The organism is Pseudomonas sp. xss_2, from assembly GCF_043104195.1.
GTDB lineage: Bacteria > Pseudomonadota > Gammaproteobacteria > Pseudomonadales > Pseudomonadaceae > Aquipseudomonas > Aquipseudomonas urmiensis.
The window spans coordinates 1-15,320 of record NZ_JBICKL010000103.1 but is presented as its reverse complement, the minus strand read 5'-3'; the positions used below and the strand labels follow the sequence as shown (position 1 = coordinate 15,320).

The window sequence follows — 15,320 nt, the reverse complement described above, 5'->3', positions numbered from 1 at the left end:
TCGCAACAGTTGAAACCCTCACCCAAGCCGACAGCCCGCCCGCCTCGCAATGCTGACCGTCACTATCGGTATGGTCTACGGCGGCACCAGCCCGCTCTACCCCTGAAGAAACTATTCAACGCCCATTTCGGCATGCAGGGCATGTCGAAGTCGTACTCGGGATTCTGTCGCTGGGTCTGGGTGGTGTTGATCAAGTGGTGTGCTGTTCACCCTGATCGAGATCTTCCCGGGGATCGCCGTGTACTTCGTGGCGATCATCGGCCTAGCCGGTGATTTCGCGCTCAAGCTGAAGCTGCCGTTCCTGACCTGGATGGTTTTGTTCGGTCTGACCATGCTGTGTCGTGATCCCTGGCAACGTTGATGAAGTATTGAAACCACTGATCGGTGTGCGGTAGTCGTTACACTAAATGCGCAACGTCGCGGCTTTGAGATTAGGTCAGTATTTCTAACTGCGGAAATACCGATCGATAACTGCGTCGAGGAAGTGCTACATGTCCATCCGATTCGCCTCACATACGGAGCCGTATCCCTAGCGCTGGAGCAAACGCGGGGAGGAGGGGGCAACTTTGTAATGATCTGTCCAGCCTTGGAAGTTTTCCGCGCACCGCCTATGCTACTGTCATTTTGACAGCCTGGCAGGGAGTTTTGATGGCTATCGTTGTCCGCGTTCTCAAAGCGAGGCATGGAGACTGCATCCTGGTCAGCCATGAGGGGCCTGGCGGGGTGTTCAATCTGCTGATAGATGGCGGCACGTCTACCACCTTCAGGCATGGGCCCCGGCAGCGTTATGCCGGAGCGCTATGCAACTCCCTTGATGAGCTGAAAGCCAAAGGGCAGCGCATCGATCTCGCGATTCTCACCCACATTGATGACGATCATATCAATGGGCTCATCAAAGCCTTTGAGAAGCCAGGTTATCTAGGCGATATGGTCAAGTCCATTTGGTTTAACTCTTCGCGATTGATTACACGCCATTTTGACGTGCCTGAAATACCCGAAAATAACATTGAGCTGCTTGACGATGATCCGCAAACAACAGTCAAGCAAGGGAAAGATCTTGAGGAATTGCTTGATAAGATGGGCTGTTCTCGGGCTCCCATTATTATGGAAGGGCAGACACATCAAACGGGCCCCTTCACACTCAAGGTGTTATCGCCTGGCAGGAAACAGCTTGAAAAACTGTTGCATGTATGGCCCCCTGAAGTGGATGCTGGAAAGACATCGGCGCACGAAACTGACTATCATTTAACGCTTCAAGATATCTGGTCAGACGATAAATTTCAATCTGATACCTCTGTTTGCAACGGCAGCTCTATAGCATTCATACTCGAAGCTGATGACCGGCGTATGCTTTTTCTGGGTGATGCACACGATGGCGTAGTGTGCGAAAGCTTGCGGGCTAGTGGCTACAGCGAAACCAATAAGATTCAACTGGATCTTGTTAAGCTGTCGCATCATGGAAGTCAATACAATACCAGTAGTGATTTGTTGGGATTGCTGTATTCGCCGATTTACATCGTATCTACTGATGGGTCTAGGCATGGTCTTCCTAATAAAAGGACGGTGGCCAGAATTATCAAGTATACGCAGGGTAAAGTGTATTTCAATTATCATCATGTGGTTGCCCCTTTGCTGCTGGCTCATGAGATTGAAGAATACTCTTCTCGTCTAGAAGTGCTCGAAGATGAAATTAGATACTAATAAAACAGTTTCGGAAATTATGCAGTCGTACTGCGTGATGGTTAACGGCGGAAGCGGTGTTTTGATGAATGCCATGACGCTGGAGTTTTCCTACGTGCTCACGGCTAGGCACACGGTGTTTGAGGAACCCGCTAAAAACGTGGTGACCGATCATAATCAGAACGCCATTGAAGTGCTGGGGGTCATGGTTTTTCCCAAGGTGGGCCAGCAGGAACCTTTAGATTGTGCAATATTAAAAATCGCACATCAGGCAGGACTATCTCAAAAATCTTGGACTGCTGCTAACTTGCCTCCCATGGCCAATCTTACTTTTGTGGGTCTTCCAAACGCGGAAAGGGCTAGTGCAACACCAATCAAGCATCGGACTGGCCAAGCAGCCAGCGTGGTCAATGACCTTATAACCTTGGAACTGGCGGGAATTCCGAGTAAGGAGGTCATTCAGGGGATGTCTGGGGGGGGCGTTTACCACATTGATGATGATTGTCCGTATCTGGTGGGCGTGGAGTTTGAAATGGAGGCCACTTGTCTGGATCACCAGTATGGTCGCGTCGAGTGTCATGGGCTCGCTCGTTACAATCAACTCCTCACCCTTCATTCTAGTGCGCCAATGGTTCCTCCACATCTGGAGTGCTTTTCGAGGATGCGAGATCGGATTTTCGCGTTTAATGTGTATGATCCAATTAATGTTCAGAACTTAAAATCTGCATTGCTTGCTTTTGCAGATTCATTGATCAAGGGCGGAATGCCTCCACCCTACGAAATCATGACGCGCTATGATACCCAGTTATTGCTAGATTCAGGAGAATCCAGCGTGCTGGAAGCCCGGGAGTTGTGGGTTGCATATCTGGAATTTGTTGTGATATCCGCAATAATGGACGGTACTGGAAGTGCAGATAATAGCTACATCAGTGGAATTGATAAGAAGCGTCGTCTGTTGTACACCGCCGACTCCACCAACTGGCTTCGCCGATTGGATGAGATTCTTAAGATAGCTCGTCAATTACTCGACAAAGATGGCACCCTCGTAGTCGCCTCGCCTGATATTGCCGCAAAGCCTGTTCCTAAAGATTTCATGCTTAAGAATGTTATTGGCAACATAGCAGTCGTCCCAGGTAAGCCATTTTCTATCGATGAAGTTGAGAGTGAGATTTATACTAGTTATAAGCTGACTCATCTTGAGGGGTTGCGCAACAGCTGCGTCATCGAAAGAGAGGATGAGTACCGAAATTTGGCTCCAGGGAATATTCAGTTGCTGGAGCTCAGGAAGAATCTGGATGAAATTATTAATTAAAGATTGCAATTTCGATTTTCTCGCCGCCGAGTTCGATGGCATGGCATTTCATATGTTTCGGTCTGATGATGCGTTATCCTATATTTCGTGTATTGCCTGCTTGTGTCATGAGCCGTCAGCTATCGTGAGAAACTGGCGTGTAATCCAAAATCTTGTATCGGTCCACCACCAACCTCCCGGGAATCTTGCTGCCTGGAACGTCTATATCGCTTTTGTGACGATTGGCACTGTGCCGATTTGGGATAAATACCAGATCGAGAATAACAAATATGCTTCTCGGAAAATAATAATCGATGGGCTTTCTAAATGGCCAACCCTTGAGCAATTGACTGATCATTTGGAAGAGCAGCTCTTAGGGGCAGACTTAACGCTGGATCCCCGTGTTGCGGAATCCCGGGAGCCGTTACTGTCACTGGAGAAGTTCGTACGTGGCGCGCCGTTAGATCAAAAGACGGAGTCCAAGGAAAAACGCGCGTCAATGATTAACGAAATCATAGAATCTCTGAAGAAAAATGAAAATTAAAAAAGTTGAAATTGAGGCGTTTCGCGCTTATAAACTAAAGTCAGAAGGCACATTTGATTTCACAAATTCCGATGATCTGCCCTCTAATTTCGTGGCGATATTTGCTCCTAATGGATTCGGTAAAAGCTCGTTTTATGATGCAGTCGAATGGGCGGTCACGAATCATTTGGAGCGTTTAGGTGGAGACTACAATAGAGCTAATTATGAGGGTGCTGCGCGCGCGACTAAGGATGCAGGCAAAGGACAGGAGATCCTCCGAAACAAATATATCGATGACGACGAAATTAAAACTCGGGTGGTTGTTTCAACAACACTTCCACTTCCTTTTGCGCGAGAGTTTGGGAGAATACGTGCAAACGGGCGTGACTTACGTTTTGGAGAAAGAGGTCGCGAGAACGAATATTTTCGGCGCGTCATCTTGAGCCAAGATGAGATCGACAGGTTTCTTCGAGAGGCGAAGCCGCAAGAACGCTACACGAAGTTTATGGAAAGCTTCGGTGGGGAGACTGAGAAAGTACGTAAGGAATTAACGGTACTCATCCAAGACAACCGAGTTGAGCTTCAGGCTTTGGATTTGCAGCGCGAGGATATTATTGCTGAGCTCAATCAGCCTGTTGATCTCTCCATCTTTGATGGTTTCAATGCGGTGGCCACACAACTCAATGCTGCTGGTGAAAACATCGCGTTGGCGGACGAGAATTTTTCCGCTCAAACAGAGCATGCGTTGAGTGCACATCTTGTATCCCGGCAGCATGAATTGAGCGTAGAGCGCGAAGCAAATATTCGGTCGATTGAAGCTCTTACAGATAGACTGATAAAACTCCCTGAGATTGAACTCCACAGCCAATTCATCATTGGCCAAAAGGCGATTTCTGGCCGGCTTGATCATGGCGTAAAAGATGCTGATCGCTATGAAGAACTTCTGAGTGCTCATGAACAAAGTTCAAGTGATGTTCAGGCAGCAAGTCAGCGTTCCGCGGATATTGCTAGTGTAATTAATCATTCTGTTGGGTTCTTCCAGTCTGAGTCACGCCTCAATGATATCGCTAAACGCCAACTGATACTGGGAGAGAGCCGTCCAGGCCATGCCGCAGAACTTTCGGGATTAGCAAAATCCTTAGATGATATTAACCAGGACCTCAAGGCGGCTGATGATCGCTCTGCCTTTCTAAGGAACTCTATTGATAATGCTGGACCGGTATATGCTGAGCTAAAATCCAATCGCGCGCGCATTGACGTGATCACTCAGCAAATGGCTGAAAAAGAAGTTGCGGCTCGCCTGGATGCAGCAAAGTTGGAGCACCTTCAACTCGATCTGAAACAGATCTCTGGTTTCAAACTTACTGATAACTTTATTCTGTCTACAGCTGAAGGTGCTAAATATCTAGGTCAGGACAAAATTGAGCGCTTGACCAAGTGTTTTGGTGAGTTGGAATCCATTGACCTCCATGACAAAACTGTGCACGCAACTCAGACAGCCTTGGCTGACCAGATGGGCGTGCACGAACGTTTGATCTCAACCGGCCTGGACTACCTTAGTGCATGGCCGTCCAATATCTGCCCGCTATGTAGCGCAACCCACTACGATGCAGAAAAACTCAGAGAGAAAGTTAGGTCTCAGACGTTGCTGTCGCGGCTGAGCCAGGAAAACGCGGACCTGCTCGCACAGTCCGAAGCACGTCGTAAGAATCTGCTGGAAGAAGTAAAATCTATCACGCGAATTGCGGAAGAGGCACATGGCCAGCATTTGGCTGATCTTCGCGGAAAAATCAAAGAATTGAGTGCAAGGCTGGAGCTCATTGATCGAGACAAGTCTGATCTAGAGGTGGAGAAGCGTGCCTTAGAAGATAGATTCAATATCCTTGATAAAATTGTGTGGAGTCTCACCCAAGATGAGCTTATAACCCGTGCCCACGCCGAAATTGCTCAGCTTTCTGTCAAGCGCTCCGGATTTGTGAATCGTCAAGCTGAGTTGTCTGAAGAAATTTCACAGCTTACTCGTAGAATTTCACAAATTGATGCCGATTTGCAGGCGCTTACAACTGAAGCCGGTACCCTCAAGTCGCAAACATCTTACCAATTGGTCTCTAAGTATCTGGTCAATAATGGTGTCAGTTCAGCCCAGTTGTCTGAGCACTGCCAATCCGAGAAGAGTAAAGCTGAAGCGCAACTTGCTAGCGCCAAGGCCGAAGTTAATGAGCTTGCAGCTCAGTGCACTGCACTCCAGCAAAAGATGGTGTCCGATGGCACATGGGTGAATTTTGCTCAACTTCGATCTCAGAAGGAAGGGGTCGATCTGCAGTTGGCACGCGCTCAGTCCGCTATTAACGCGTTCTATGAAAGTCTTGCTACCTTCGTCGTTGTTCACTTGCAGGAAAGTTTAGATCAAGTCCAAGCGCTGATTAATAGCGAGCTGCAAGCCCGTCGCGTGCGCTCCGAGCAACTTGAATCCACGGAAAACAGTTTCAAGCTGCTTTTGGAACTGATGACTTCCTTCAAACCCTACCTCAAGCGCTTATCCCTTCAAAGTGAGTTGGCTGATCTGGAATTGCGGCTAGATCAGCGTAATCAGGTGGACGCGCTTCTGTGTGCAGAGCGGGAGTCTGTTATCGAGCAACTGAAGACATTGATTAAAAATTTCTTTTACGAAGATCTTATAAATACTATCTACAGGAAGATTGACCCACACCCCTCATTCAAAAAGGTGGAGTTCAAACCGGATTTTGAGTCTTCTAGCCCCGGATTGAATATTGTCGTGAGTGACGAGAACGGAATTTTAATTTCGCCAATTCTGTATTTCAGTGCTGCTCAGTCAAATATCCTCAGTCTTAGTGTGTTTTTGGCCAGCGCGCTTCACGCCAAGGATGATCATGGGAATCCGATCGATGTCGTTATGATTGATGATCCTATTCAATCAATGGACTCCATCAATATTCTCTCGACCATCGATCTGTTACGGAGCATCTGCCTCCAGTTCGATAAGCAAGTTATTATTTCTACTCACGACGAAAATTTCTTTGGGCTTTTGCAGCGGAAAATTCCTGCGGAGATTTTGGGTGCGAAGTTCATGCAGTTGGAGAAGTTTGGTGTGGTGGTTCCGGTTGAGCCATTCCTTAACTAGCATGTCGTCACGGAAGAGATGGATTTGCCCCTTTCGTGACGCACTACCCAGCGGCGGTTATTTAAGGCGGTGGTGTTCATTTGACTGAACTTGCACTGGATGCAGTGTGAGGAATTTGTTGCTGGCTGGAGGGGTGCTACAAATTATATTGACGTTTCGAATCAGATAGCCGTTGAGTAAACTGGTTTTGCGCGGACCTTGGACACTGCAGGTCCAGATGTTTCGCCCATTTGGCAGTTTTAGATGGATGCCCATTTTTTCAAAATGGCGTTGAATGCTCCGCCAATCTTTTTTCATTCCGTGGCCATTGGCGCTCTCCGGATGCTCAGTGATGTACAGCTGGAAAATACCAGGGGTGACTAAGAAGAGCATTCCATTCACTGTGTGAGCCTTGGCCTTGCTGTCGTTGACCACCAAGCGATGAGTATGGATTCCGTCGCGCAGCCACTCAAGAAAGGCAAGCCCCGCGGCTTCCTGGGGGGCCGCAGCGGCGGATTGAAGGCTTCCCGTACTTGATCCAGTATCCAGCTCGCTTGGCACTTGCAACATGTCCAGCAAATCGTCGAGATAGTCAAAATCCTGGTTCGGGTGCTCGGGTACGGGCTGCTTCCCTTCCGGCGTTGGTTGCGGTAGATCCAAAGCAGACTCGCAGGTTTCACCGGTCGGCAGGGAACCGTCTGTTATCGGCTCTACCTTGCCCCTAAAGCAGTCTGGCCGAGGGTCATCGGCCCAGATAAGACTTGGCTGCAGACGAAGAAAGGTAAAGCGCTGTTGCCAGTTATCGTCTGCGACGGTCGCGCGCCATACCGCTTTGCCTTCGGGTGTTGCATCCACCAATCCATGGGACTGCAACTCATCGAACAGGGCGATATTGGAGGAGGGGATGCCATCCACTGCCTGAGCCAACAGGTGGGCGCGCAGTTTGTCGGTGGCGATCTTGCTGACCAGCCACAGATGGTCTTCGGTGAGCCAGCCGGACGCGCCGGGCTGGTTGAATTTGAACTCGTTTTTGACCAGGTGACGCAGGCCCGTGAGCAGGTGATGCTGCAACGAGTTTTTGGGGGCCAGCAGGGCCTTGGTGGGGTTGGCGCCGATATTCTGCGCGGTGGAGACCCGGTCAGCTTGCAGCACTATTTCCCCGATGGTACCGGCATGCTCGTAGTGGTTGGTCAGCAGAAACAGTAGGTGGCCCCACAGGATTGGATAGCTGCTGAGCCAGTCGAGCTGGCGGGATGTCAAAACTTGTGTGTACAGCAGCCCGGTGGCGGCGCCGTGAAGCTTGTAGTCGCGGCCGACTATGTAGCGAAAGCGGTAGGGCTGGGTCAATGGACCGTGCCAGGGGTGCCAGACCTCACCATTCTGATACTCCACCTGCAGGTCGACGGCAATCTTGCCAATGTCGTGGAGCAGGGCGCCGTAGGCAATCGCTGCGCTCCAGGCGTCGGCCTGCGCGGCTTGGTCTTCTGGGGCAGCACCGCTGGGCAGCAGATACGACTGGCGCAGCTTCAGGCTGCAGGCCACCAGTTCTAGTCCATGGTCCAGCATGCCGCCCGGGTAGGCATGGTGGTGGCTTTCGCTGGCAGGGAGTTGCTGTACATAGCTGGCGTAACGGCGGATCGGGTCGAGGTAGAGCTGATTGAACTGCGGCTCGGAGAGCGCTGTGTATTGCCAGATGCGCTCCAGCAGCTTTTTGCGGTGGTCGGCACCGAGCAGGGATTCAGAGGAGAGCGGGAGGATAAACCCCTCGGGCGCTGCAGCGAGCGTGGGCTCCGCGGCATTGCCTTTTTGATGTTTGAACCACCAGCGCTTCATCGCGGTACCTGCCTTGCATTTAGGAGGTCCTTTTGCTTTTTCGGATAGGCCTCTTACCCTTGTGCCCCCTTCCATTGCCACCGTTACCCTTTACCGCCTTGGCCTTTTTCGCGAGTGCGAAAATTCGAAGCCTGGCGCATCAGGTTACCTGTGATATCGGAATGGCCTGTCCTTTTTTCGGGAGGTAGACTGTTCGGCACTATTTGGGGGAAGGTAGCCTGATGACGTTGAACGATGCCATTTTAATCGTGCTACTGGCCGACCGGATTCATGGGACCGATGCTGCCATTCGATCAACAGCCAAGCGCTGTGCGAAACAGCTGCCACGTAGTCAGCGCGATATGCTTTTCAAAATCGGCAACAGTGCTGCACCTCGTGAACTAGTGGGCCACCTTTGCCAGTTCTTGCCGGACTGATTAGTCACATAGATATGTGCACATATTGAAGGATGAAAAGTTAGCTGAAGAGCCAATTCACGCTCGGCTAGTACTTGTGCCTCAGGTAATATAACCACACATGCCCCCAACCCTAGGAAAGATTTCACATGTCCAAACTTGCCGAATTCAAAGCACTGGAAGCTCAACTGGCTGCTCAACTTCAACAGCTGGACGCGATGAAAAACGATTCCGGCCTGAAGCAGGAAATCGAGTTTGAACAAAAGCTCAAGGCTCTGCTGGATGAGTACGGCATGAGCCTGCGCCAGGTCATCACCATTCTGGACCCGTCCAAGGGCGTGAGCGTAGCCACCTCCAGCGCCGCCACCGGCGCTCAGCGCAAGCCGCGTGAGGTCAAACGCTACAAGCACCCCCACAGCGGCGAGATCGTCGAAACCAAGGGCGGCAATCACAAGATCCTCAAGCAGTGGAAGCAGGAGCACGGCTCGGATGTCGTCGAGAGTTGGGTGCAGTAATCGCGTGCTCAATTGCAGCGACAGATGCTCGGCGTTGCAGGCAAAACAAAGGCCCCGGTAGGGGCCTTTGTATTTGAAGTGAAAAGTCACGACGTGAGACGTTCAGTCGTCTCGCGGGACTGATCCAACTGCAGCGCCAAGAGGTACTCTGACGCTTCGCGGGCCAGCCCACTGGCGCGGAAGATAGCCCGCTTGTCTTCCTTGAGAATTTTCAACCAGGACGCCAGGTACTCCTCGTGGCGCAACTCGCCCTGCGTGCCGGTGAGGGCGCAGAGAAATGCTGCACCCATCTCCGCGACCAATTCCTCGAAGGCGTAGGCTGCAGAGCCAAACGCGTGCCCGCCCGTGATGCCTTCTCGGTTGAGGCGAGCGTGGTGACCCGACCAGTGCGTCAGTTCGTGTAACGCGGTTGCGTAGTAGCTGCCGACGTCCACGAACTGGGCCTTGGTGGGCAATTGGATGAGATCCCGGATCGGTAGATAGAACGCGTCATCCCCGTAGCGATGTTCGATACGTGCGCCGCTGGCGGCCAACAGTCGCTCCGCAGGTGCATATTCGATGAACATCACCGGATCTTCACCGTCGTCGTGGTGCTGCTCGTCGTTGGGTAGTCCCTCGGTCTGCTCGATGTTGAACAGGCAATGGGTCCGTAGCAGAGCGAACTGCACCATCTTGACGTTACCTTGCTCATCAAGGACGACCTGACCGTCTTCGTCGTGCGCTTCCTTGCTCATGGGTTTGTACAGCACCGCGAGGGTCGATTGTTCGCCCTTGCGTATGTGACCACCGGCTTTGCGAGCCTGGTTGTAGGTGAGCCAGCGATCTTGGCGGTACCCGCGCAGGCGGGCTTCGGCCCACAGCAGCGGAATGTTGATGCCGGCGTAGAGGCGCCGGGTGATCGCGTTAATGGGGAAAGGTGCGTCAGCACTGGAGCCTGAAGTGGTCCAGGGTTTGATCCAGGGGATGACCCCTTGGCTTAGGGCACTGACAATCTTGTTGGTGACGTCCAGGTAGATATCGGACATGACGTTCTCCAGTCAAAAAGGGGAACGCTGCCCGGCCGGGAAGGGTTCCCGGTGGGGTAAGTGGACAGTGGTAGTGTGGGTGTTCAGGCCGATGAGATGTCCAAACCGATCTCATGTGGCAACTTGATGTGCAGAAAAACAGGGCCGGTTTTTGGCGTGATGTGAGTTACCAGTAGCTGAGGGGCAGCCGTCGATGAGTTTGAGTCGCTCTGGAAAGCATGACCGAGCAGCAGCTCGAGCGACTGGCGCAGGTGGTGATCTACTGAAGCCAGAGCGATGCCCAATACGGCTTGCAAGCGCTGTCCTGATTGCTCGACTGCGTCAGTAGCCGTACCAACCTCAGCGATGAATTTCCATACGCCTGGGCTCAGGACAATGGCGGGTAAGGAGCGGTTCTTCCTGGACACTGGTGCCTCCCGGGAGCTGATCCTGCGATGGCTTCACGAACAACTTGGGGGAAGTCCCATCGCTACAACTCACACTGTGAACTGGGCGTGTCTAGGCATTAAAACGCTCTTGCCGGTGGGGTCAATGCCCAAGCCAGGGCACCGCGAAGGTCGAGTTTCCAGCCGCTTCCAGCGAAGGCTTTCCATCCCAAACTTCCAGATGAAAGGCTCGCTGCTGTTGGCGTAGATTGAAATGAGCGATATCCCAGAGAGGCACTAGCTCGTGCTTTCCCGGGACATCGCGGGTGTTGCGAGAGCATTCAGGATTTCCCGGAGAGGGCAATCTCTGCAGCGATGTACAAGTGGGTGGATGCGGCCTCAACTACCAGCGATCCGCTGGTGCCGCGTAGGCTTTCCAGGACGGGATCATCAAGGTCGAAGTACTCAGCAAAATCGTCGCCGCCGAATTCACTGCTTGCGCGATTCCACCAGGTGTCGAAGTCGTCGACGTCAGGGTTGCAGCCCATGGCATAGGCAATGTGTTTGCGGCTACCTCCGTCGGATTTGCTTTCACCGAACTCAGACATGAGGTAGACACCGTGGTCTTTGACCAAGACGACTCTGCAGCCGATGACGGCCGCTTCAGTCAAGACAGCATGAAGTTCAGTTCCTGTGAAGCGCAACATGGTGAGTTCCTCCAGGCAGTGCGGAGGAATTCCACCCATGCGGGAAGAATTCCCAGCACGGAAATGGAAAAGGGGCCTCAACGGAGCAGGTCTCCGTGAGGCAGATGTGAAAGAGCGCTCATCACCGCGGGAGCGGTAACCGGGCGAGCCACCGAACGCTAATCGCCCTTGGGACAACCATCACGGGAGTGACGTAGCCTTTAAGGTTATGGCCACCTGGGGTGCCGGGTTACCAGCGCTTGCAAGTTCGATTTATCAAGCGGGCCGGCATTGCGTCAATAGGAATTTTCAGAAGGGTGCAATGCGTCAATCCATGCGGTGCCACTGGCGGTCAGCAGCGTAAACCAAGTGATCAACGGTCATGTAAAACCGTGGGGGAGGAGTAAGCTAGAGCTTGGATCCAAACTCTTTGTAGCGGTTTGGCCGCACGTGCGGTGAAGTAAACGGAGGTACGAAAATGACGGCCCAAGCTACTTCAAACTCCAGCCGTACTCCATTCGGCAAGTACTTGATTCGTGCCGCAGGTCGAGCGGGACGATTGGTGAATCAGCTAGAAACCAGCGTTTTGCACTCACCGATTTTGGCGAAGGTGCCGCTTGGGTATCGCCGGGTGGGTATGCAGATCGTTAAGTTGATGCTGATGCTTGCTGTCGCATCAGTCGCTTTTTTCCTGGCGATCGGAATGGTTGCTCTGTGGACCCTCGCGGCGCTGCCCATTAAAAGTGATAGGCAACCTCGGATATACGAGGTAAGTCATCCCCAGCACCAAAGCAAATATCCTGAGATGTACGATGATAATGGGTCTCCTAGATAATCAATTATCTTAACTTTTTGGCTCCCGATATGAGTTGAGAAGATCCTTTATCAGCCTGTACCTGAGCTCCTTCTGATCCGCGAGTGAAGAGCGTCTGGACACCGCTGCCTACGTTGTATCCCGCCCAGCTCATTACACCGAGGAAAAACATTGGGAGTACGAAGAACATGGCCCCCATCACGTACTCAATCACCTGCGCGGTGACCGTCCCATCCATGAAGCCTGCCGTTGGCAATGTTAAAAGCGCTTGGTCCGTGGCAGAGACCTGGTGGTACAGCGTGTCGAGCATGCTCGAGTCGATCCACCGGGCCAACTCCCACCAGAACGTCAGCATGTGTAGGGTGAATAGCGCGAAGGTGACCGTCATCAACGCTTTGAGTTGGTAGGTGCTGATCAGCAGTACCAGCGGCAAGCTGATGATCGTGCCCATGATCAGGAAGGCCTGCACCATTGGCAGTGCCGCGCGTAGGGCATTCATCGCCGGGAAATTGCTGAACGAGCCCAAGGCCAGGCCGGTGTTGGTGGCCAGGTTGTTGAGCCCCTGTGTCAACGATCCACCTCGGGCACTGCTGCCATAGTCCTGGAACACCTGACCCGGCGCCATGCTCAATGACTGCTGGCGCGGGCTAACCAGTTCACGCAGGGTCGCGTTTTCGATTTCGGTGGAGCTGTGTCCGGTCAGCCACCCGCGCAACTGCGTGAGCAGATTGGGATCGACCTCGGCAACCAGGCGATCCCGCATTCCGACCGTGGCATCGCTCCACCACTGCTTGCAGGTTGGGTAGCCCGCACCGTTGTCCAACCGGGGCAGGGAGGTGTCCCGCGTCTCGTCGTACGGCCAATCAACCCGGGGCGTGCGCGAGCGATCCGTGTCGTAATAGCCCGGCGTGTCGAGTAGGTAAGTCGAGCCAATCCAGGACGCATCGTAGCTCTGCGATTCGTCCAGCTCAGGGCGGTTGGTAAACAGCCGCGAGCGTGAAAAGCCGTAGCAGTCGCGGGTGAAGTCGGCGACTTCCTGCAGCAGTACCTGGTCATTGATCCGCGAGCTGTCGATCTCCATCCGCATCGCACGAATGTCGGGCGCGCAGGGTATCGACGCCGTCGCTGCAGCGGTGATGCCCTTGCTCATGGCATGTACCAGGTACCACCACACCGGCACGTTTGCTGATTTCTCGCCGATGGTGTTGAAGGTGGTTCCCCAGGCCGTGTCAGCGGGTTTGGCCACCGATACACCACAGCGCTGGCTCGCCGCATCATCGAAGGTCACCGAGGAGAGGTTCAGCGGGAAAAACGGCATACAGCCAAACAGGATGACGACGTAGCTCATCCACAGCCGGTTCTCGACGCGGGGGATCGACAGCAAGCCCTTGTTGCCCTCGTCGGCCCCCTGTTGGCGGGCGGATAACCACTCCTGGAGGATAATCGCCCCAAACGGCGCGGCGAACAGTCCGGTGTCTGCCAGCGTGTTCCAGATGCCGTTGTTGATGATCCAGGCCAGCAGCGACAGGTAGTACTCAAGGTAGCTGTTGGTGCTCATGTTCATGGCTGCACCTCACGCGCGCGACAGTTCGACCAGGATGATCGAGCCGAAGCCGATCAGGCCCAAGCGCAATAGCCGTTGCTGCTCTTCCGGGTGCGGCCGCAAGCGGAGTGCTGCGGCCCAGCCGGCGAGGATCAGCGCGTACAGCAGGGCTCGCCAGTAGCCGAAAAAGGGCGTGCTCCCCCGTGCCTCCTTGATCCATTCCAACTGGGGGCCGCTCAATTGCAGCGCCATCGAGGCAATCAGCAACATGACCATCCCGACGCCGAGGATCAGCAGGCCCCGAACGACCGAGCTCCTCACTGAAAACGGCATCATGGCGTGCTCCTTCCCTGATCCGCTCGCTGCAGGCGGTCTGGGCGTGGATCGCGCTGGTCGATACTGCGTGAGGCATCGGCACCGCCCGCATGGCGATCGAGGACCAGGCTGGCGGTGTTGGTGGCCAGCGCTTGGCGCACTTGCAACTCCGTTTGCAGCAGGCGGATCTCGCGCTCCAGCGTTTCGACGTTGCTGTTGAGGGCGGTGGTGGCGGGCTGCGCCGACGCCACATTGGGCTCACGGCTACCGGCGAGCAACGTGCGCTGCAGCAGCATCGCTTTGTAGATCACGCTCGATAACGCGGTCTCGCTGGCCAAACGTCGGGCCAGCAGGTTCTGGTCGGGGTCATCGCGCAGGCCCTCGATGACGCCGCGCGAGACCTGCAGCAACGGGCTGGAGACTTTACCGAGGTTTTCTGGCGTGGGCTCCTCTGCGCCCGACAGCATGCGCTGCAAGCCCTCAAGATGCTGCGTGTAGGTTTCCTGGATCAGTGGCGTAAGACCTGCGCCCGCGCTCACGCGCAGCGTCTCGCAATCGTCACAGGTTTCCACCTCGGTTTCGCCGAGCACGCGAGCGGCCCATTCGGCAGCCTCCTCGGGGCTCGCCCAGGCCTGGCAGATCGCGCCGTTCTGACAACTCGAGCCGACGGCCGAGGTGTCTTCGACCGAGCGGTTGTGCAGCAGGTTGTAGCCCGCTTTGACCACGTCCGAGGTCACCCGGATCGGCGCCTGGCCATGACCGCCGGCTTTCTGCCCGCCGACCCAGCTGACCCCGTTGTTGCCGTTGTTCGATTCGGTGTCCTTTACCGCAGTCACGGCATCACCGTCGGACTGCTCCAGGTTGTGCTGCATTTCCTGGTTCTGCGCCAGTGCCCCCCAACCGGCCTGATCCACCTTGTCAGCCATCTTCGCCGCCATCGCCTGGCAGGTGAGCTTCGAACGGTCAAAGTCGATGCGCCCCTGCAGCACGCCGTTGCTCAGCAGCTCATACAGCCCGGGGTTGGCACGCTGAATGATCATTGCCGGCAGAGACATCACCGCCTGGGTGGCGTTCTGGATGACGTTGCCCATGATCTGCTGGAAACCCTGCGTGGCCCCATTGAGCTGATTCTGCAGAGTGTTGGAGAGGTTCATGTTTCCGCACATCATGTTCGCCCGCCAGGACAGGCCCACACCGAGTCCGCTGGGGCGGTA

Annotated in this window: 15 protein-coding genes; 8 read left to right on the top strand and 7 right to left on the bottom strand. The window is 53.9% G+C overall.

What is annotated here, in order from left to right; all coding sequences use genetic code 11:
* Positions 1–199: 199 nt before the first annotated feature.
* From ACF8K2_RS24375 to ACF8K2_RS24355, 5 genes are all read left to right on the top strand, one after another.
* Positions 200–361 (top strand): hypothetical protein, encoded by a 162-nt coding sequence (locus ACF8K2_RS24375; RefSeq protein WP_155737851.1) that lies wholly within the window; start codon positions 200–202, stop codon positions 359–361.
* 287 nt (positions 362–648) lie between these two features.
* On the top strand, positions 649–1,701 hold the full coding sequence (locus tag ACF8K2_RS24370; protein WP_063425428.1) for a ComEC/Rec2 family competence protein: 1,053 nt from the start codon (positions 649–651) through the stop codon (positions 1,699–1,701).
* Positions 1,685–2,992: an ABC-three component system protein gene (locus ACF8K2_RS24365; RefSeq protein WP_392468214.1), complete on the top strand. Its 1,308-nt coding sequence runs from the start codon at positions 1,685–1,687 to the stop codon at positions 2,990–2,992. The genes ACF8K2_RS24370 and ACF8K2_RS24365 overlap by 17 nt, the downstream gene beginning before the upstream one ends.
* Positions 2,976–3,515, top strand: a complete 540-nt coding sequence (locus tag ACF8K2_RS24360; protein WP_063425432.1) for a hypothetical protein — start codon at positions 2,976–2,978, stop codon at positions 3,513–3,515. The genes ACF8K2_RS24365 and ACF8K2_RS24360 overlap by 17 nt, the downstream gene beginning before the upstream one ends.
* Positions 3,505–6,636 (top strand): AAA family ATPase, encoded by a 3,132-nt coding sequence (locus ACF8K2_RS24355; RefSeq protein WP_179027777.1) that lies wholly within the window; start codon positions 3,505–3,507, stop codon positions 6,634–6,636. Before ACF8K2_RS24360 ends, ACF8K2_RS24355 begins: the two co-directional genes overlap by 11 nt.
* A 57-nt stretch (positions 6,637–6,693) precedes the next feature.
* Here the strand turns inward: ACF8K2_RS24355 and mobH are convergent, their stop codons facing one another.
* Entirely contained in the window at positions 6,694–8,448 is a 1,755-nt protein-coding gene (gene mobH / locus ACF8K2_RS24350; protein WP_392468211.1) for a MobH family relaxase, read from the bottom strand.
* A gap of 221 nt (positions 8,449–8,669) precedes the next feature.
* Between mobH and ACF8K2_RS24345 the strand changes: the two genes are divergently transcribed.
* Together ACF8K2_RS24345 and ACF8K2_RS24340 are read left to right on the top strand one after the other, a co-directional pair.
* Positions 8,670–8,864: a hypothetical protein gene (locus tag ACF8K2_RS24345; RefSeq protein ID WP_081238047.1), complete on the top strand. Its 195-nt coding sequence runs from the start codon at positions 8,670–8,672 to the stop codon at positions 8,862–8,864.
* Positions 8,865–8,992: 128 nt separating this feature from the next.
* Complete coding sequence (locus ACF8K2_RS24340; protein WP_063425438.1) at positions 8,993–9,358, top strand: histone-like nucleoid-structuring protein, MvaT/MvaU family; 366 nt, start codon at positions 8,993–8,995, stop codon at positions 9,356–9,358.
* An 86-nt stretch (positions 9,359–9,444) separates the two neighbouring features.
* On the opposite strand, the gene ACF8K2_RS24335 is transcribed toward ACF8K2_RS24340, so the two are convergent.
* The 3 genes from ACF8K2_RS24335 to ACF8K2_RS24325 all read right to left on the bottom strand — a co-directional run bounded on the left by ACF8K2_RS24335 (position 9,445) and on the right by ACF8K2_RS24325 (position 11,455).
* Complete coding sequence (locus ACF8K2_RS24335) at positions 9,445–10,383, bottom strand: ArdC family protein (RefSeq protein ID WP_179027775.1); 939 nt, start codon at positions 10,381–10,383, stop codon at positions 9,445–9,447.
* A gap of 83 nt (positions 10,384–10,466) precedes the next feature.
* The gene (locus ACF8K2_RS24330; protein WP_063425442.1) at positions 10,467–10,790 is read right to left on the bottom strand and encodes a hypothetical protein; all 324 of its coding nucleotides are present in this window, start codon (positions 10,788–10,790) and stop codon (positions 10,467–10,469) included.
* A 299-nt stretch (positions 10,791–11,089) separates the two neighbouring features.
* Entirely contained in the window at positions 11,090–11,455 is a 366-nt protein-coding gene (locus ACF8K2_RS24325) for a DUF3085 domain-containing protein (RefSeq protein ID WP_063425444.1), read from the bottom strand.
* Between the two features lie 457 nt (positions 11,456–11,912).
* Between ACF8K2_RS24325 and ACF8K2_RS24320 the strand changes: the two genes are divergently transcribed.
* Positions 11,913–12,269, top strand: a complete 357-nt coding sequence (locus ACF8K2_RS24320; RefSeq protein WP_063423889.1) for a hypothetical protein — start codon at positions 11,913–11,915, stop codon at positions 12,267–12,269.
* A gap of 4 nt (positions 12,270–12,273) precedes the next feature.
* On the opposite strand, the gene ACF8K2_RS24315 is transcribed toward ACF8K2_RS24320, so the two are convergent.
* The 3 genes from ACF8K2_RS24315 to ACF8K2_RS24305 form a co-directional block, all read right to left on the bottom strand.
* Positions 12,274–13,812 (bottom strand): conjugal transfer protein TraG N-terminal domain-containing protein, encoded by a 1,539-nt coding sequence (locus ACF8K2_RS24315; protein WP_392468206.1) that lies wholly within the window; start codon positions 13,810–13,812, stop codon positions 12,274–12,276.
* 9 nt (positions 13,813–13,821) lie between these two features.
* A complete protein-coding gene (locus tag ACF8K2_RS24310; RefSeq protein WP_063423891.1) occupies positions 13,822–14,127 on the bottom strand; it encodes a hypothetical protein in 306 nt (101 codons plus the stop codon).
* A partial coding sequence (locus ACF8K2_RS24305) for an integrating conjugative element protein (RefSeq protein ID WP_392468203.1) occupies positions 14,124–15,320 on the bottom strand: 1,197 nt, incomplete at its 5' end. The genes ACF8K2_RS24310 and ACF8K2_RS24305, both read right to left, overlap by 4 nt.